At 52.2% G+C, this 17319-nt stretch carries 21 protein-coding genes; 11 read left to right on the top strand and 10 right to left on the bottom strand.

What is annotated here, in order from left to right:
• Genes ACESMK_RS18250 through ACESMK_RS18240 form a run of 3 tightly spaced genes read left to right on the top strand, consistent with a single transcriptional unit; the run spans position 1 to position 3357 of the window.
• Positions 1–732: a hypothetical protein gene (locus tag ACESMK_RS18250; protein ID WP_373001727.1), complete on the top strand. Its 732-nt coding sequence runs from the start codon at positions 1–3 to the stop codon at positions 730–732.
• The gene (locus ACESMK_RS18245) at positions 716–1702 is read left to right on the top strand and encodes a beta-ribofuranosylaminobenzene 5'-phosphate synthase family protein (protein WP_373001725.1); all 987 of its coding nucleotides are present in this window, start codon (positions 716–718) and stop codon (positions 1700–1702) included. Before ACESMK_RS18250 ends, ACESMK_RS18245 begins: the two co-directional genes overlap by 17 nt.
• Entirely contained in the window at positions 1696–3357 is a 1662-nt protein-coding gene (locus ACESMK_RS18240) for a non-canonical purine NTP pyrophosphatase (protein WP_373001723.1), read from the top strand. Before ACESMK_RS18245 ends, ACESMK_RS18240 begins: the two co-directional genes overlap by 7 nt.
• A gap of 410 nt (positions 3358–3767) precedes the next feature.
• Here the strand turns inward: ACESMK_RS18240 and ACESMK_RS18235 are convergent, their stop codons facing one another.
• Positions 3768–4055 carry a type II toxin-antitoxin system ParD family antitoxin gene (locus tag ACESMK_RS18235; protein ID WP_373001721.1) on the bottom strand — a complete coding sequence of 96 codons (288 nt, stop codon included), beginning with the start codon at positions 4053–4055 and terminating at the stop codon, positions 3768–3770.
• A gap of 134 nt (positions 4056–4189) precedes the next feature.
• On the bottom strand, positions 4190–4372 hold the full coding sequence (locus ACESMK_RS18230) for a hypothetical protein (protein WP_373001719.1): 183 nt from the start codon (positions 4370–4372) through the stop codon (positions 4190–4192).
• Positions 4373–4486: 114 nt separating this feature from the next.
• Between ACESMK_RS18230 and ACESMK_RS18225 the strand changes: the two genes are divergently transcribed.
• The 3 genes from ACESMK_RS18225 (at position 4487) to ACESMK_RS18215 (ending at position 6571) form a co-directional block, all read left to right on the top strand.
• The gene (locus tag ACESMK_RS18225) at positions 4487–4945 is read left to right on the top strand and encodes a thiol-disulfide oxidoreductase DCC family protein (RefSeq protein ID WP_373001717.1); all 459 of its coding nucleotides are present in this window, start codon (positions 4487–4489) and stop codon (positions 4943–4945) included.
• A 180-nt stretch (positions 4946–5125) separates the two neighbouring features.
• The gene (locus tag ACESMK_RS18220; protein ID WP_373001715.1) at positions 5126–6016 is read left to right on the top strand and encodes an alpha/beta hydrolase; all 891 of its coding nucleotides are present in this window, start codon (positions 5126–5128) and stop codon (positions 6014–6016) included.
• 222 nt (positions 6017–6238) lie between these two features.
• Positions 6239–6571 (top strand): hypothetical protein, encoded by a 333-nt coding sequence (locus ACESMK_RS18215; protein WP_373001713.1) that lies wholly within the window; start codon positions 6239–6241, stop codon positions 6569–6571.
• A gap of 125 nt (positions 6572–6696) precedes the next feature.
• On the opposite strand, the gene ACESMK_RS18210 is transcribed toward ACESMK_RS18215, so the two are convergent.
• The 4 genes from ACESMK_RS18210 to ACESMK_RS18195 form a co-directional block, all read right to left on the bottom strand.
• Positions 6697–7599 carry a hypothetical protein gene (locus ACESMK_RS18210; protein WP_373001711.1) on the bottom strand — a complete coding sequence of 301 codons (903 nt, stop codon included), beginning with the start codon at positions 7597–7599 and terminating at the stop codon, positions 6697–6699.
• 215 nt (positions 7600–7814) lie between these two features.
• Positions 7815–8606, bottom strand: a complete 792-nt coding sequence (locus tag ACESMK_RS18205) for a cobalamin-binding protein (protein ID WP_373001709.1) — start codon at positions 8604–8606, stop codon at positions 7815–7817.
• Positions 8607–8664: 58 nt separating this feature from the next.
• A complete protein-coding gene (locus tag ACESMK_RS18200) occupies positions 8665–9096 on the bottom strand; it encodes a tautomerase family protein (protein ID WP_373001707.1) in 432 nt (143 codons plus the stop codon).
• 35 nt (positions 9097–9131) lie between these two features.
• A complete protein-coding gene (locus tag ACESMK_RS18195) occupies positions 9132–9623 on the bottom strand; it encodes an MOSC domain-containing protein (protein ID WP_373001705.1) in 492 nt (163 codons plus the stop codon).
• Between the two features lie 137 nt (positions 9624–9760).
• Here ACESMK_RS18195 and ACESMK_RS18190 point away from each other — a divergent pair, with 137 nt between their 5' ends.
• Together ACESMK_RS18190 and ACESMK_RS18185 are read left to right on the top strand one after the other, a co-directional pair.
• A complete protein-coding gene (locus ACESMK_RS18190) occupies positions 9761–10195 on the top strand; it encodes an SRPBCC family protein (RefSeq protein WP_373001703.1) in 435 nt (144 codons plus the stop codon).
• 13 nt (positions 10196–10208) lie between these two features.
• On the top strand, positions 10209–11513 hold the full coding sequence (locus ACESMK_RS18185; protein WP_373001701.1) for a ferric reductase-like transmembrane domain-containing protein: 1305 nt from the start codon (positions 10209–10211) through the stop codon (positions 11511–11513).
• Positions 11514–11742: 229 nt separating this feature from the next.
• On the opposite strand, the gene ACESMK_RS18180 is transcribed toward ACESMK_RS18185, so the two are convergent.
• Both ACESMK_RS18180 and ACESMK_RS18175 read right to left on the bottom strand, forming a co-directional pair.
• Positions 11743–12078, bottom strand: a complete 336-nt coding sequence (locus ACESMK_RS18180) for a type II toxin-antitoxin system RelE/ParE family toxin (protein ID WP_373001699.1) — start codon at positions 12076–12078, stop codon at positions 11743–11745.
• 4 nt (positions 12079–12082) lie between these two features.
• The gene (locus ACESMK_RS18175; protein ID WP_373001697.1) at positions 12083–12370 is read right to left on the bottom strand and encodes a type II toxin-antitoxin system ParD family antitoxin; all 288 of its coding nucleotides are present in this window, start codon (positions 12368–12370) and stop codon (positions 12083–12085) included.
• Between the two features lie 182 nt (positions 12371–12552).
• On the opposite strand from ACESMK_RS18175, the gene ACESMK_RS18170 reads away from it, so the two are divergent.
• From ACESMK_RS18170 to ACESMK_RS18160, 3 genes are all read left to right on the top strand, one after another.
• Positions 12553–13482 (top strand): NERD domain-containing protein, encoded by a 930-nt coding sequence (locus ACESMK_RS18170; RefSeq protein ID WP_373001695.1) that lies wholly within the window; start codon positions 12553–12555, stop codon positions 13480–13482.
• Positions 13483–13555: 73 nt separating this feature from the next.
• A complete protein-coding gene (locus ACESMK_RS18165) occupies positions 13556–14188 on the top strand; it encodes a DUF1294 domain-containing protein (protein WP_373001693.1) in 633 nt (210 codons plus the stop codon).
• A gap of 173 nt (positions 14189–14361) precedes the next feature.
• Positions 14362–14856, top strand: coding sequence for a gamma-glutamylcyclotransferase family protein (locus ACESMK_RS18160; protein ID WP_373001691.1), 495 nt, complete (start codon positions 14362–14364; stop codon positions 14854–14856).
• 17 nt (positions 14857–14873) lie between these two features.
• On the opposite strand, the gene ACESMK_RS18155 is transcribed toward ACESMK_RS18160, so the two are convergent.
• Both ACESMK_RS18155 and ACESMK_RS18150 read right to left on the bottom strand, forming a co-directional pair.
• Positions 14874–15914 (bottom strand): succinylglutamate desuccinylase, encoded by a 1041-nt coding sequence (locus ACESMK_RS18155; RefSeq protein WP_373001689.1) that lies wholly within the window; start codon positions 15912–15914, stop codon positions 14874–14876.
• The coding region (locus ACESMK_RS18150; protein WP_373001687.1) for a hypothetical protein at positions 15911–17319 on the bottom strand (1409 nt) is incomplete at its 5' end. The genes ACESMK_RS18150 and ACESMK_RS18155, both read right to left, overlap by 4 nt.

The following is a 17319-nucleotide window of genomic DNA, read 5'->3' as shown; positions in this document are numbered from 1 at the left end:
ATGAAAGCGCTAAGTCATGAAATAAGAATACCAACGTATAAAGCTTTAATAAGCATTTTTGTAGTCTTGTTTTTGATTGCGTTGTTAGGCTTCTGGCTTCTCGATATAAATCCAGATAGTTCGAAAGATGTAAAGCTAGCTACAATCTTGGGCGGTGTCTGTGTAGGTCTAGGAGTTGCGACAATACAGTTGTTGGTTACGATAATAGAGCAAAAGAAAATTTCTTTTTATGAAGGTCTCCAGATATACGATGTTTTAGAAGATAGAGATAATAAAGCTCTATATCAAAGGCTCATCGACCAAAGCGACCGCGTAATCGATGTGATGGGTAGCACCTGTTCTCGGCTAATGGATGATTTTGGCCAATTAGGCAATGAAGGCTCTAACGCTTTGGTAAAGGCAATGGAGCGGTCTGTGAAGGTGAGGTTGTTGATTTCAAATCCTGAGTCGGCTAACAACGCAGCAGACCGGGCTGCAATTTTGACGAAAACGTTGCCAGCGGCGAGGATGCTGAAAGAGCAATTTCCTGATAACTTTCAGCTCAAACTTCTAAAAGAAAGGCCGTCGCATAATGTCATGTTGTGTGACGATGTTTGCTTGGTGGGGCCTATCTTTGATCAGTTGAAGAGTAAAGATACGCCAGCTTTAAAGACGCATAAAACCTCTATCCTTTCGAGGGTTTACTTGAGAAATTTCGAGGCTGAGTGGCAGCGCAGTGAAGACATCGGCTAAATACGTCAAGATCTTTGCCCCTTCAAGAATTCATGTTTCGCTTGTATGTATGGGTGATAACGAATTCCGATCTAACGGAGGAGCTGGATTTGCGATTAATGGATTTGATGTTGTTATAACGTCAAGACTCTCGAGCGAGCTTTGTTTGGTACTTTCCGACGAATTGGATTTGAATGAACCTCTTAAAAACAAAATTTTGGATCTTGAAGCGTACTTAGCGAAACTATGCAAAAATAAAAGCTTGGAGCCTGTTAAAATTTGTGTAGATCAGATTCCACCAAGAAACTGTGGCTTCGGAACGGGAACCAGTCTCGAGCTGAGCTGTATTGAATCAATTTTCATTCTCAATAGTATAGATTATACCGCTTCGGATATTATTTATGCTTCATCCAGAGGCGGAACCTCGGGTATAGGAGTTCATTCTTACTTTGAGGGTGGTTTTATTGTTGACCTGGGTCATAGGCCAAAGAAAATGTTTTTGCCGTCTTCGCACGGAAGAAAAGATCAAGAAGTGCCGTTAAGGTTAGGTCGATGGAATTTTCCGCCCTGGGATATCGGTATATTTTTGCCGGATGAGAAGCCGCTAAGAAATGAGAAATTTGATGAAAATGATTTTTTTGAAAGATTCTGTAATTTAAGCTTTTCCGACATATCTGAGATTGGTTTTATTGTTACGTATGGCCTAATCTCTTCTGTAATGGAGGAGGACCTTGTAAACTTTGGTCGTGCAATTAATTTTATTCAAAAAACAAAATGGAAGAAATTGGAAGTTGGGCTGTATGGTGGCGAAGTTGACTCTATTAGGGAGATGATTTTAGAAAAAGGAGCTTTGGCATGTGGTATGTCGAGTATAGGTCCCCTTTTGTATTTTTTCTCTGAAACACCGATAGATAAAGTCGTAGCATCCTTATCTCCTAGTGCCAGAATCGTGCAGCCTAATAATACTGGTCGCAAGGTTGTTACATGTTAGATCTATATTTTCTAACAACAAATCGCGTTAAGTTTGAGCATCTTTCCTTTTTGCTAAAAGATCAACCAGTTCGGCTTCAACCTCCGCCTGAGTATGGGAAGCCGTATCATGAGCCGAGAATATTTGATAGGGATCAGTTGCTAAAAAAGAGTGTTGAAAGCGCGAACTCAAGGCTGTTTCGAAAAGGCTTTGATGATGATTCGGCGAGCGGTGATCTTTTCAGAATATTGGGTGGTGAATACAGTATTGAAGATCCTGATATAGCAGATTTAATGCAGGATCGTTTCTTTATAATTGAAGATACATCTGTCAGGATTGAGGCGCTAAGTTACGAATCTGAGTTTCCTGGTGTAGACGTCAAATACTGGATGCGATCGACTTCATTTACTGATTTAGATCGACAGCTTAAGGGTTTTGGTAATAACCGCGATGTGGAGGTTAGGTCAGATATAGTCTTATATATCCCTAAGCGATTTCGGTCGCACGTTGATAATAACTACATCGTTTTCACGGGTGTTACTCAAGGGAGGGTGGTCACTGAGGAGCTAGATTTTGAGACAAACCCTTTGTATCCGTGGTTAGATAATAAAACATTTAATAAATGGTTTGTTCCTTCTGGTGCCAAGGATATTTTTAGTCGACTGCCCATCGTAGAGGCGTTGGAATATGATTTCCGACAGATTGCGATAGAAAAAATGTTGTCATTCCTCTATGAGAGGAATTTGCTCGATAGGCCAAAGCCCAAAATTGATAACTTAGGATATCAAGAGTCGCTTTTTGGTGAGCCCGATTTCATCGTTTGCGGTCCGACGTGTAGTGGTAAAAGTACAATTTCTGAGTATCTAGCTGAAAAATATGGATATTTCCATATAGAAGCCAGCGATTATATGCATTTGCTTTATTATCGAAGATTTGTTTCATATACAGATAAGAATGAGATTCATAATTTTGCAAAGAGCCTATTAGAGCAAAAGCCTGAGATTGTAGCAAACGAGATAAAAAAAGAACGGAATAATCTTGGTAGTCGTAGGTACGTAATTTCCGGATTTCGATCACCAGCAGAACTTAGACCTTTCCAGAATGAAATTAGAGCTGGTGTTATTAAACTTGTGTATTTGAAGTCGGCTCGAAAAATCCGGTTCGAGAGAAACAAAAGTCGGGCTCGCGCGGATGCTCTGGAGACGTACCATGATTTCTTGGAAAGGGATGCTCTTCAGTTTGAGATGGGGCTTCGTGATTTAGAAAAGGATAGGCGGGCGCATTTAGTTTTTAATGAATTAAGTCTCGAAGAATTTAAATTGCAGTTTGTTAAGGGGTTTCTAGAAGATTGTCCCGAAGTTTCAAAATATGATTCGGTATCGGAGTTGGTGATAGTAGGATCGTTGGAGGATTCTATTATTTGCAGTCTTTTTATTAATCAACAGGATTTTGAATTTTATACTACAACTGAGATTACTAGATTTGTTAATAGGACTGTTGTTAGGACAAAGAAAGGTGAAAAGATTACGACTCATAAAGATAATGTTAGTCGATATTTCAACATGGGGTTTTATCCTTATTTTAGGATTTCGATGGATAACGGTAAAAGGAAATACAGATTGTCCGCGACTGGTTTAAGTAAAGCTAGGGAGATCTTGAGACTTTCGAAGGTATGATTTCGTTAATTGGGGAGCGGAGAACCGGCGCAGACTGATTTAAACTGTTTGCAACTAGTAATCAGATAGTTTTGAGGTAAGAGGTCCGCTACAGGATCCATAATTTGGTGCAAGACCCGAAGAATGATAATGGACCGGTCGTGCGTATCCTTTTCTGCGAGAAACCGGGACTGCGAGAAACCAACCGGAAAAACCGGGACAGACTTATTTAATCCGTTGGCAATCAGTAATCAGATAGTATGGCGGTCAAAGGTGAGCCTCAGGATCCATCCTTTGGTGCAAGACCCGAAGAATGATAATGGACTGATTCTGCGTATCCTTTTCCATCCTAAGATAGAACTGATGGGGTGAAGCTTTGCCTTCCTTTGCAAGCGGATAGGTAGCGATCCCGGTCCGAATGTCTGACCTGATCAGGTATCCCGTTTCTTCCTGATGGCTTGCTCCGAAGGCTCAGAAAGGTAAGTAGCGAACTCGTCACCCGTGAATGTTCTGGTTCTGCCAGCCTCCAGGTCTTCCTGGCCCGCATCGATGGCGGCTCTCAGGTCGTTCATTTTCGTGACATATCGGGACTCGGCTTCCTCGACCATTCTCAGACCGGCTCTAAGTACCTCGCTCGCATTTTGATAACGGCCCGAGGCAACCAGGTGATCGACTACCTGGGATTGATGGTCCGTCAGTACTATGTTTCTCGTCGCCATGAGGGTGATCCTGTCAGCATTGCATTGGCATAATATGCCAATGCATCGGTTTCCTGTCTAGGAGGAAACCAATAACCGGGACCAATAACCATAGGGACCAATAACCATAACCGGGACAGATTTATTTTCCCGATTTATTTTCCCTCCCTGGAGGCAGGTTCCGCGGCCTTTTCCGGAAAGATATCCTCGCCGCCGGCAATACCTGTCAGCTCGGACACCCAGCCAATGCCGGTGATCATGGGGTCACCCCATTCTTCGAAATACACGCGTGGTCGGTTGTGTTTGGGCTTTTCCTTCCGGGCTTTCTCTGGCCGCACTATACCTTGTAATTCCTCTCGCGGGTCATGCCGCGAGATCCGAACGGTTAACGGGAACCACACATTGTTTTATCGTGTAGTTAGATGAATGGGATGCAGACAAGGGAGAGAGCGATGACGGCACCAGGTGATCAGCTTCGCGTGTTCTACGATGGCGCCTGCCCGAGCTGTGTCAAGGATCGCAGGCTCTATGAGCGACTCGCGGGCAGGACCGGCGAATCGGTGGAGTGGGTGGATATCACCGGCCGTGATGAGGAGTTGAAGGAATGTGGTATAGACCCGCAAGCAGCGCTTCAGGAGCTCCATGTGGAGGATGGCCAGGGCAACATCCACCGGGAACTGGATGCCTATATCCTGTTGATGTCGCGGGTCTGGCTGCTGAAACCGTTTGCCTGGCTGATTGGTTTGCCGGTGATTCGGCCAGCGCTGGCGAAGCTGTACCACAAATGGGTGAGCGAGCGGCTGGAGAGAACCGGGCGCATGCCGGATTCAAAGGAAACGCAGAGAAGCATCGAAGCGCGCAAGGCCGAGGTCGAAGCTGAGGAAAGCGCGGAGGACAGAGAGACGTGGTAGGGGGCTCGGAAACCGGAAAACCGGGACAGATCCCTTATTGCAGTTATTTGGGTAAGCTGGCCCGCTTTTCCGAAGACATTCTCTTTTCCCACTCAGCTTCCTCTCCCGGCGCTGGCAAATTTGATATTGAAGCAATGAGCTATCCTGAGACTCTCGACCTTCAAGCATGCGAGCCAAACAATGATCGAAACGCCCCAGGAATTTCAGAGCGATGGTACAACCTGTCGCGGTGTTCTTTACACGCCGGATGCCGGGAGTAAAGGTTTGCCATGTGTGGTGATGGCCCATGGTTTTGGGCTGACTCATGCCAGTGGTCTGGCACCGTTTAAAGAAGCCTTCTGCAATGCGGGTTATGCGGTCTTTGCCTTTGACTACCGCCATTTCGGTGACAGTGATGGCCAGCCACGGCAGACGCTGAGTCCTCGGAAGGAGGTGGCAGATTGGCTGGCGGCGCTGAATTTTGTTCGGCAGCTGGATCGTGTCGATGGCAGCCGCATTTGCCTGTGGGGAACGTCGTTTTCTGGCGGGCTGGTGATTGCGGCCGCGGCAAAGGATGGAAACGTGCAATGCACCATCTCCCAATGCCCGATGATGGATGGCTTGGCGTCTTTGCTGGGGGTAGTCGGTTATGCCGGCCTCATGCAGGCGATGCGCCTGACCTGGCACGGAACAGTCGACTGGCTTCGCCGTGGGCTGGGGATGTCTCCCCGATATATTGCGTCGGCCGGCCGCCCCGGCGAGTTGGGCATGATGACGGCTGAGGACTGCCAGGAGGGATATGTTCCTTTGCTGGCCGATAACGCGTCGAATTACGTCGCAGCGGGTGTGAGTTATGCAATTCCTCTTTTCCGGCCCATCCGTTTGGCCAGTAAAGTCGCCTGCCCGGCACTGGTGTTGATTTGCGACCACGATACCGTCGCCCCGGCGAGTTCTGCGGTCAAAGCGGCCCATAGAATGCCGAACGCGGAAGTGAAGCACTATCCGGTGGGTCATTTTGATGTCTATCGGGGCGGAGCTCTGGATCAGTCCATCGAAGATCAGCTGGATTTCCTTTCCCGGTTTTTAAAATAAGTCGGAGCCCGAAGTGATTAAGCCCAGTTGTTACAGTTGCCGACAAAGATTTGAGCCGTCTGAGCTACGGGTCTCTTACTCGAAAAACTACTGTGAGCGCTGCGGCGTTGGGCTGTTTGGTGAGGAATATTTCAGTTTCACCGCTAAGCCCGCCCCAACTGTCCGCAAGAACCTGGCGGTCCATTTTGCAGTGTTTCTTCTCGGGGGTGCTGGCTTGTTGTTATGGCTTTTGACTGGCCGGTCGTGAACATTCTACTGGTTCCCGACAACGACCCGCGGGAGGTTGCGATCTCACCGGTTGAACGGGAAAGCGCCAGGCGCAATGTCCAGCAGTGCTTTGCCTACTCGGAGTCCGGTACTGCGTCGTCGTCCGATCTTGTCATCGAGTGCCGGAGTGAGTTGCTCCGGGATTATGCATTGTCCGTTCTCGACTCTCTCCCTGCCGACGAATCGATGCTGGAACAGCGCAGGCAATGGGAGGCGCGGCTGGCCAGCGACACGCTGCGCCAAACGTTTCGCACGTTGGACCTTGATGATGCGTTGCGGAGGATCTGACTTGAACAATTAAAAGTCGGGACCGACTTCTTTGTCGGTTCACACATATTGGTAGGGTGGCCGCTACGACGACCAAAGGCACCGAGAATGCCAGTGCCTCCAACGTGTGGAAGCCCCATTTGTTGCTATTCTGCCTCGAGGACTTTTGACCGAATGCGTGATAGCCGAGCCATCAACGTTTTGAGTCTACCATCGTGATCCTGATCACTATGGTATCTAAGCCACGCTTCGAAATGCTCAAATGGCATTCCGATTGAGTTGGAGCTGGATTTGTAATTGCTGTTCGTATACCTGAACCATTCGTTGATTATGATGGGGAACGAGTAAATCCAGATCCCAAATCCCGCCACATTGTATCGAGACCAGAATACCTGATCATCTGCATGGTTCTTACAGATGGCTATGGATGTTTTCTCGAAGAAAGCCAGGGCTTCGTAGATTTTGCTGACATCGTCCTGGTGATCGGCCTGCAAAGTACGTGCGATCGATTTGATCGCAGAGGGGAAGTTTTCAGCCATATGTTCCATTCGAGTAACGAACACTTCCCAAGGGTCTGAATTAGCGGGCGCTTTGGATTGTATTTTCGAGACCTCAAGGCAGTTTCTGTAAGCATCGCCTAAATGGTTGCTCAGGGGACCGATGGAGGCGAAGACGATATTAATGTCTGGTGCCGACGAGCAGAGGTTATGGGCGTGCTCAACTTTATCCCTGTTCAGCTTGTCACGAAGCTGGTTCAAACCTAAATAGGTGGCAGTGAGAATCGACATAATGATGGCGAGTGGTGAAAGCAAGTCGGTTAGATCCGCCGCCAAAAGCGAATTAGTCAAAGGCGCAGGCTTCAAGCTTTCATAGAATGCGAACCCAATGGATTGAATCAGAACAATCACCAGGAGGGTTGCAGCAAGAATGGCAATCGCACGAATTTGTTTCGTTTGCTTTTGAAGATCGCTTCTTTTGTTGGAGCCTTCTTCAATTTGGGCTTTGAGTGACTGCAGTCTTAACGAAATTTTATCGTTGAGGTTGTTCATTTCGCTACATCCTTTTAGCGTGGCAATGTGGGCGTAGACCGATAATATTGGCATTGAATTGATTCGATCTGATCAAAAAATATACACCTTTATGGTTTGAGTGTCCTCTGTCATCGAAAACAAATTCGCCGCCATGGTTAGCCGGATGCTTGAAAGCCGGGACTGCTTGAAAACCGGGACTAGATCAGATTTATTTTTCCGGTTTCTCCAGTTCCTCAGCTCGACGCTGACACCCGATCAATAATTCCACACAACGCATCCAGCCCCTCCGTCAGCGCTGCTGGCCCTGGCTGAAGAATCAGTGGTGATTTAATCTCATACAGGTGGTTGTTTGCCACGGCTGGAATATCACGCCAGCCGGGCCGATCGGCTACTTGCTCCGGTCGGAATTTACGCCCGCACCAGGAGCCGATGATGATGTCTGGTTTGCGCTGGATGACGTCTTCGGGGTTTTCGATGATGCGCTCCCTGGCACCGGGCTCGGCTGCCCGTTCCGGGAAGATATCCTCGCCACCGGCAATACCGATCAGCTCTGACACCCAGCCTATTCCGGTGATCATCGGGTCGCCCCATTCCTCGAAGTAGACCCGGGGGCGATTTGGTTTCGCTCTTTCCGCTCTTATTCGTTCAATCCTGTCGGATAGCGCCTGAGCGTAGACGTCGGTTTGGTCCGCGAGGCCCAGCATGCCGCCGAGGGTTCGGATCATGGACAGGATTCCCGCCACGGTGCGTTGATTGAAGATGTGCACAGCGACGCCGCTGCGCACCAGCTCGGCTGCGATGTCGGCCTGCATGTCTGAAAACCCCACCACCAGATCTGGCTTCAGTTCCAGAATTTTTCCGATCTTGGCGGAGGTGAAGGCAGAAACCTTGGGCTTTTCCTTCCTGGCTCTCTCGGGCCGAACGGTGAATCCGGATATGCCGACGATGCGGTCCTCTGCGCCAATGGCGTAGAGAGTCTCTGTGGTTTCTTCGGTAAGGCAGACAATTCGCTGGGGATAATTCATTGAGGCACTATAACTCGGAAGCCGGGGATTTGATCAGCGCCAGGTTAGCCCAGATCAATTATCTGGGTAACCCGGCCCGCTTTTCGGGAGACATTCCCTTTTCCCACTCAGCTTCCTCACCCGGCGCTGGCAAAAACCGTCCAAACTCGATCATCTGGGTGGCCGGAATGTCCTGCAGATAGATCCAGACATCTTCAGCCGTGATGTCTGCGATCTGAGCGATTTCTTCAAGCATCTGGCTCATCAGGGCTTGTTTGATCTCGATGCTTCTGCCCTCCCGCACCAGGCCGTGCACATAAACCTGAGGCGCGGTGTTCACACTGCCACCCACAAAGTGGTCGCCCTTATTGACCGCAGAAAACAGAACCTGTGCAAAGAACCGGGGAGCGCCGGTTGGGGCGCTGTGGGCCGCTGTGATGGCCTCGGCGATCTGTGATTTCTGCTGCGGCGACAGAGACAGGTTCGCGACCGTGACGGTGTAAGTGGGCATGGGCAACTCCTATCGAGGGTGAATGCTTTGCCTGATCATAGACAGGCCTGGACGTCGTCCCCAAGAGCAATTTCTCCAGCTGAAACCACCCGCGTCGTGATTCCTCCGTGCCCACGCATGGCGTTGTAGCCGCCGGGCCCGAGCGCCGTCTCCATCTTGCTGCAGGGATGGCAAAGGCCCGTATATTCCAGCACCACATTGCCGATTCGGAATTGCTTGCCCTTCAGGGCCAGCAGGTTCAGGCCGGAGACCACGATGTTGCGCCGGAAAACCTCGGGTGCGATGGCCTCGCGTTGCAGGCAGGACGCAATGGCGTGCAGGTGTTCCTGCTGGATGAGGGTTACCTGCCGTTTGCTGGTTTCGCGACCCTTGAATCGGTCTCCCTCCAGGCCCTTGCCACGGTTTATCGCCACGCTGTCGAGCGCCTGCATGGGTTCACCGCGTTCAGGGCGGATGCCGATCCATTCCACGCGACCGCATTGGGGCAGGGTGTCCAGCAGGGTTTGAAGTGGGGTTGGGTCAGACATCGGCGCTCGCTCGTACACAGAGGCGAAACAGCTCCGCCTTTCGATAATCACGAAGGTATCAAAAAATCGGAGAAAACCCATTCTTTTGCTAAGGCGTAAGCGTATCGTTTGGGTTAGCGCATTGTTGAGGAGTAGCTATGTTTCGGATTCACGTAGAGCGGGTGCTTGGAAAGGATATTGACACGGTTTTCGAGGCCATCGCAGACCATGCTCGCTACGACCGGTTCCCCGGGGTAAGCAAGTCTGTGCTGATTGAAGAGGGAAAAGATGAGAAAAATGGCACCGGTGCGCTCCGGGTGATCGGCGCCGGCCGGCTTGAACTGACTGAGCGAATTACGCGGTTTGAGAGGCCAAGCCGGATGGACTATCGCATTGAGAAATCCAGCCCGTTCCGCGTTCAGCACACGAAGGGGGAGATTGTTTTGAAGCCCGAGGGCGAACAGACACGTGTCATCTGGATTTCCGAGGGGGCTGTGCAGGTGCCCATGGTTGGAGGGGTGATGGATCGGATGGCTGAGCGAAGCTTTTCGAAAGCCTTCAGTTCCCTGCTGAAGGCCATTGAGCGGTTATAGGGCAGGAAGCCAGATGAAACCGCTGCTTCTGATCGTTGCTTACCTTGCCGCTGTCACCCTGCCACTGATCCTGTCCGCATGGCTTGGTGGCCCACCACGGCAGTTCCACCAGGAACTGGCCTCCGGCTTTGGCATTCTTGCTTTCTCGATGATCCTCGTGGAATTCATCCTGTCTGGCCGTTTCAAGGCTATTTCCAATGACGTCGGCATGGACGTGACCATGCGGTTTCACCAGATCATGGCTCGCACGGCACTGGTTTTTGCTCTGTTGCACCCGTTTCTTTACCAGGGGACGCCGTCAGGGGGTGAGCGGCCCTGGGATCCCACGCGGCAATTGACGCTCACGACAGATTTTGCCGATCTGGCGACCGGCATTGTCGCCTGGTTGCTGCTTGCAGGCCTTGTTGTTATGGCCATCGGGCGCACTCAGCTGGGATACCGATACGAGACATGGCGCCTGTTGCACGGGCTCGGCGCGCTCCTGATCGCGGTGCTCCTGTTGCTTCATACCGTGTCTGCCGGGCGTTACGGATCGCAGCCGGTGATGACGTGGGTTTGGCTGGCCATGACCGGCGTGGCGGTTGGGTCGTTGCTGATGGTTTACCTGGTGGTTCCCTGGCTGCAGAAGGCGCGTCCCTGGCGTGTGACGTCCGTCGCCCGGTTGACGCCAAAGCAATGGGAGGTGACCGTAACCCCAGACGGTCACCGCAGTCTGGATTACCAGGCCGGGCAATTCGTCTGGCTGAATGTGGGGCACAGCCCCTTCTCGATGAAGGAAAACCCGTTCTCTATGTCCTCAGCACCGGCGGCTGGGCCGAACGTCTCCTTCATGATCAAGGAACTTGGCGACTTCACGCGTACCATTGGCCAGATAAAACCTGACACCGTCGCCTATCTGGACGGCCCTTATGGCAACCTTACGGTCGATGGTCGTGAGGAACCCGGGATCGCACTCATCGCCGGTGGCGTTGGTTTGTCGCCGCTGCTGGGCATACTCCGGCAAATGCGCCTGACGGGCGATTCGCGCGAGGTAAAGGTGATCTATGGAAACCGGATCGTCGAGCAGATCGCCTATCATGAGGAGTTGGGTGATGAGGGTGTGGTTTATGTGTTGTCCGAGCCGCCGGAAGACTGGCCGGGAGAGACGGGCTTCATTGATGGCCCGCTGATGGATCGTGTCTTTTCAGAGCAGGAGTTCCGTGACTGGGTGTTCGTGATGTGCGGGCCGGCTGTGATGATGGATGTTGTTGAAGATCACCTGATCCAGCGGGGCACACCCGCTCACCGGATTCTCTCGGAGCGTTTCAACTATGACTAATCCAGTCCAGCGGTTGACTCAGCGGCGGCGGCTTTCTTTGGTCATCTGGGGGCTGAATATCACTTTGGTCCTGGCCCTGCTGGTTTTTGTGTTGCGCTGATAGGCATCGCGACATCCGGTAGAGAGTGGCCTCTGGAAAACCGGAAAACCCGGACAGATTTATTTTCGAGATAAGATCGGGACAGACTTATTCTATCTGCTGGCAACCAGTAATCAGATAGTTTGGAAGTCATAGGTGCGCCTCAGGATCCATCCTTTGGTGCAAGACCCGCAGAATGATAATGGACTGATTGTGGGTATCCTTCTCCATCCTGAGATAAAACTGGTGGGGTGAAGCTTTGCCTTCCCTTGCAAGCGGATAGGTAGCAATCCCGGACCGGATGTCTGACCTGTGTTTCAGAAGTGGCGCGAGGTTTCCGGCTTCTTCAAGCTCCCTAATCGCCCTTTCGATTTGCTCGATATATCTATTCAATTGCAGTGTGCCGAATTCTTCAAGGGTGGTTTCGAGAATATCGTCGAGATCGGCTAGAGCAGCATCTGTGAGAATAACCTTCCATGGTTTCATGTAATCAGGTATCCCGTTTCTTCCTGATGGCTTGCTCCGCACGCTCAGAAAGGTAGGTAGCGAACTCGTCACCCGTGAATGTACTGGTTCTGCCAGCCTCCAGGTCTTTCTGGCCCGCATCGATGGCGGCTCTCAGGTCATTCATTTTCGTGACGTAGCGGGACTCGGCTTCTTCGACCATTCTCAGGCCGGCTCGAAGTACTTCGCTGGCATTTTGATAACGGCCCGAGGCAACCAGGTGATCGACTACCTGGGATTGATGGTCCGTGAGTACTATGTTTCTCGTCGCCATGAGGATGATCCTGTCAGCATTGCATTGGCATAATATGCCAATGCATGGATTTCCTGTCTAGGGGTGAAGCCGGGACAGATTTATTTCCCCGGTTTTTCTGGTGGCTTAGAGCTAAGCTGCAGAAAACTGGATAGACTTTCTCCATGGGTAAGAAACGAATCATTGGAACAGGAAACGCAGTAATGCCTGATTACAAAAGGATGGCAGGGGATAAGCAGGAATCGCAGGTTTCGTACTTTCTGGATCGATACTTCGGCAGTGACGAGGGCTATAGGATCCTCAACAACCTTCAGATCGAGGTCAATGGTTTTAACTCTCAGATTGATCATCTGATCATTTACAAAGCAGGCTTTATCGTCGTTGAAAGTAAGAGTATTCATGGGTCGGTACGGGTAAATTCTCTGGGCGAATGGGAACGGTCCTACAAAGATGAATGGTTCGGTATCCCCTCCCCAGTGCAGCAAGCCGCAGTGCAGATTGATAACCTCAAGGCTCTACTCAGGGAAAACAGCTCTCAGCTGCTCGGGAAGCTCCTGGGTATGCAAAAAGGTTTCGGTTTACGCCAATACAAAACGGTAATCGCGATTTCCAGTTCTGCGCGGTTGGATCGTGACAATATCCCTGCAGATATCTCACAACATATCGTCAAAACTGAGTTTCTTGTCGATAAGATCAAAGACCTCACGCAAGCTGCGAATAGCGGGCTGAAAAGCTTCGCCAAGTCTGAGCCCCGCTTCACAGCGGAAGAAATGGATCGGATCTTCGCGTTCCTGAAGACCTACCAACAGACCGGCGAGCAAGTATTACAACCGGAAATCAGGCCAGCCGTTAACTCTGTTGAAGTGCTGGAAGCTCCTGGTGAAGAGTTCGTGACGATAAGTTGTAAAAAGTGCGGTGAAGCCGAGGCCCTCTCGGCGCAATATGGCCGCTTTGGTTACTACGTTCAATGCGCCAAATGCTCGACAAACACCGCCCTTAAGCACGCTTGCCCAGCCTGTGGTTCAGGTTCCACCAAGACCCGAAAATCCAAATCCGATATGTTCTTGGATTGCCAGTCTTGCAATAAGAGCACGCCTTTTGCAGTCAAATGGGGTGCTGCCGCCTCCAGCTAGGAAATCACGGACAGATCTATTTTCATTCTTTCCGTCAGGCGCCAGGACAATAACCGATCGAAGGTAACTGTAAGTGAATCAAAAAGGCTCACTCACCTCATGGAACGATGCCAAGGGCTTTGGCTTTATCACCCCGGAAAACGGGGGTGAACGTCTGTTTGCCCACGTCAGCGCCTATCAGGGGCGGGGCAGGCCTTCGGCCATCCGCAAGGTGGTTTACGCGCAGACAAAAGACGAGAAAGGCCGGTTAAGGGCTGCCAGTTTCCAGTACGCCGGCGTTGCACGGCACAGCGCAGCGGTGGCGACTGGTGTCTGGCTCGCTCTGTTGATTGCAGCCACAGTCGGAGGTGCGGTTTCTGTGTTGTATCTTCAGGGTTACGTGCCGCTGCTTTTGTCGCTCGCCTATGGAGTGATGAGCCTGGTTACTTTCTTGATGTACGCGGTCGACAAAGGGGCTGCCGAGAGCGGCAACCGACGGGTACCTGAGGGGCGGTTGCACCTGTTTGAACTTCTGTGTGGCTGGCCGGGGGCTCTGGTGGGCCAGCAATTCTTTCGCCACAAAACCCGCAAGACGTCGTTTCAGGTGGCGTTCTGGTTCAATGTGATTCTCAATCTTGCGGTTCTTGGCTGGTTGTTGGTATGGCCGGATGCGGAGTTTGCCCGGCAGGCGCTGGATATTAAACCGGTCATGCTTATCGGAATTTAGCTGTGCAAAACATATCCTCAGGAGAGGCTTTATCGAAATTGCTCCAGTCCAGCCCTGCGGTACTGCTTCTTTATGGAGGCGCAGGTTGTGGCGTGTGCCAGGCCATCAAGCCCCGGCTGGAGCGGCCTTATGGGCTTTTGACTTTGAGTGAACAGTGCAGACACGGAGGCAGCATGAAGTATTTTGCTTACGGATCGAATATGTCACTCCTCAGATTAAGGGCGAGAGTTCCAAGCGCGGAGCGAATCGGTAGGTTCACGCTGGTTGAGCATGCCCTTCGGTTTCATAAGTGGAGCAGGAAAGACAAATCCGCAAAATGCGACGCACTGTTTACCGGCGATCCGGAAGACGTCGTCATTGGCGCACTGTTTGAGATACCGCGCGACGAGAAAGGCCCGCTGGACAGGGCTGAGGGTTTGGGCTTCGGTTACGATGAAAAGCAGGTCACGGTGACGGATGCTCTCGGCAATTCCGTTGATGCTTTTACCTACTGTGCAACGTCAACGGATCCATCTTTGCTGCCTCACTCCTGGTATGTGAATCACGTCATCGTTGGTGCGAAAGAAACAGGCGTGCCCGCTGACTACCTCGATGCCATTTCAGCCACGCCAAGCCAGGAAGACCCTGACCGAAAACGGGATGCGAGAGAGCGGGCCATCTACGATTAAAAGCGGCTCGCTAGGCTCTAAAAAATGGGATCGCCCGTTGCTTTGACGGCATAGAACAGGCAATCGCTCTTCGCGATCACCGGGTTGGTGGTGATCATGAAGGCCTTGAGGGCCTGGGCTGGGTAGATTCGCCCATCCTTGATTTGAAGCACCTGTTTCATGTTCTCGGTCCGGTTGTGGCTGATCGCCGTGAGAACGTCCAGGCCTTTTTGCCCAACCCATCCGAGAGGCTCATCCGGCGATACAATCCCGAAATTGCGGCGTTCGATGTCGGGCGGAAACGTGAGGTCCGCCTGCCCACTGGGCGTTAACCGGTACTCGATCGTCGCATCGGGTGCCAGCTCCACTCGAATCGGATTGCGCAGTACAGCAACGTTCCATTCCGCCTTTTCCAGCGATAGCACGTCTGGCTGTGAGGCATACCGAACAAGCCCCTCGTACGCCAGTTCGTGGGCGTGATCATCCTGAGCCCCGCCACATTCGATGGTCACGGTGGGCACCTCCTGCTCGGAATACTCCATCAGTGCACCCAGGCGAAGATCCGTCATGATCAGCCGGTCGGTAAACAGTGACGCCAGCGCTTGATGGGCGGCGTCGTTGGTGATGGTTACCGCGAAGGCAGGGCCCGTGCCTGAGGTGTTGTGCACGTCCAGCAGGCACTCGGGGTTGGCGGTCTGAAGCTCGGCCAGCATGGCCTTGGCAATGGCGCCTTCCTCGCCTTCGAACGGTTCTTTGAAGCACCGGTTCAGATCACGTCCGTCTGGCAGTTGGCGCAGGGACAATACCGGCGGTGTTTTCGCGGGATGGACGCCTCCCAGAAGGAACAGCAGGTTGACCTCCGGGGTGTGCTGTTCCAGTAGCCATCGGTGAATCGCGAACAGCCCTGAGGGTTCGTTGCCGTGAAGCAGCGTTGCCATGGCCCGGGTCCTGGACGGGTCGCGGCCCGCAACGCGAACCACCGTGGGCCGTTGCAGCCGATCCAACCACTCAAGGGGCGAGCGGCCCAGGGTCTGGGGTGACGGATTGTTGAGATAATCCAGGGTGTTGGAGCGGCTCATGGTGACAAGGTCCATTCGTGCAGTGGTGTGTTTGTCTTCTGATTGCTCATGTAAAGAGACAGCATACTCTTGAACGCCTCGTCGGTAGTCTGGGACCTGAAAAAAGACTCGGTGACCTGTCGCTGCCATCGGGCCCCCGTCATCCTGGTTTGTATGCGGCCTTCGATGATGCCCAGCAGTCGGTGGATCTCCGCCTCATCCACCGCGGTTCGTTGCAAGGCTTCCCGGGCGCGCGGCAGCAGGTCACGGGCAACGTTCAACAGGGGTGTATCCTGTAACTGTACCTGGTCTTTGTGGGGCCAGATAATGTCTGCACCGATGCCGTATTTGGCGGCACGATAGAAATTGTGTTCGGTGTAATGGAAGGGAAGTATCGACGTCAGGTGACGGATATCCTCGAGTACCGCCAATGCCGCCCCGATGATGAACAGCCCGTTCGCGCACATATCCACGGGCGTTGGCCCGGCCGGCATGGAACGAATCTCGATGCGCAGATGGCCGCCTTCTGTGTGATCAAAAATGGCCCGGTTCCAGGGCCACGTAGTTCCGTGGTGCAGTCGCAGTTCGGCCAGTTCCGGTACGTCTCCCCGATCAATAACAGCCATCGGATCTTCTTCCGACATCAATGGAAGGATGGGGGGATACAGGGATGCGGAAGCTGCAAACAGCTCCCAGGCGCTGCGCGCCCAGCCGTTGCCGTAATAGACCCGTGGCGGGTGTTTCCAGGTTCTGTGGTTGGGCGACCGGCTGTCGACGGATTGTTTGAACAGGGCGATACGGGTTTCGTCCCAGAGGTGGTGGCCGAACAGGCTGGGCGAATTGCTGGCCAGAGCCAGCGCAATGGGCGTCACCAGCTGCACGGCGTTGAAATAGTCGGCAAAGCGGTGGGCAGGAACGCGCCAGTGCAGTTGGAAGGAGGTGTTCGCCCCTTCCATGGTGACGTCGTCCGCTTCCAGGTTGATGACGTCGTTGCCACCGATATGGATGCTGAATGGCTCGCCCCGTTGCTGGATCAATGCGTTGGATAGCGCATGATAGCGGGGTTCGTCTGTCATCACCTTCGCGCCCATATCGGACTGGCGCAATGTGGGCAGAATGCCGATGGGGACCAGTTCGCCATTCAATGGTGCGGCGTGCTGGTTGATCCGCTGCATGGCATCGAGCAGTTCCTGCTCGGTTCTGGCGAAGGGGGCGCCCTTGAAAGCCTGGGGGCTGAGGTTGTATTCAAGATTGAAGCGGTTGAGCTCAACTGTCAGTTGTGGATCCTGAACGCAGGCGGCTATTTCTGTGTTGATCGGCTGAACGTGCAGGTCCGGGTTTACAATGTAGAACTCGACCTCGGCACCAATGGAAGACTTTCCCTCACCAAAACCGGGCCGGTTCAGAAGGCGGGTGAGGGCGGTAA

Origin of the sequence: Marinobacter sp., assembly GCF_041687235.1 — a bacterium.
Lineage (GTDB): Bacteria > Pseudomonadota > Gammaproteobacteria > Pseudomonadales > Oleiphilaceae > Marinobacter.
This window is presented reverse-complemented; position numbering and strand designations above follow the sequence as displayed.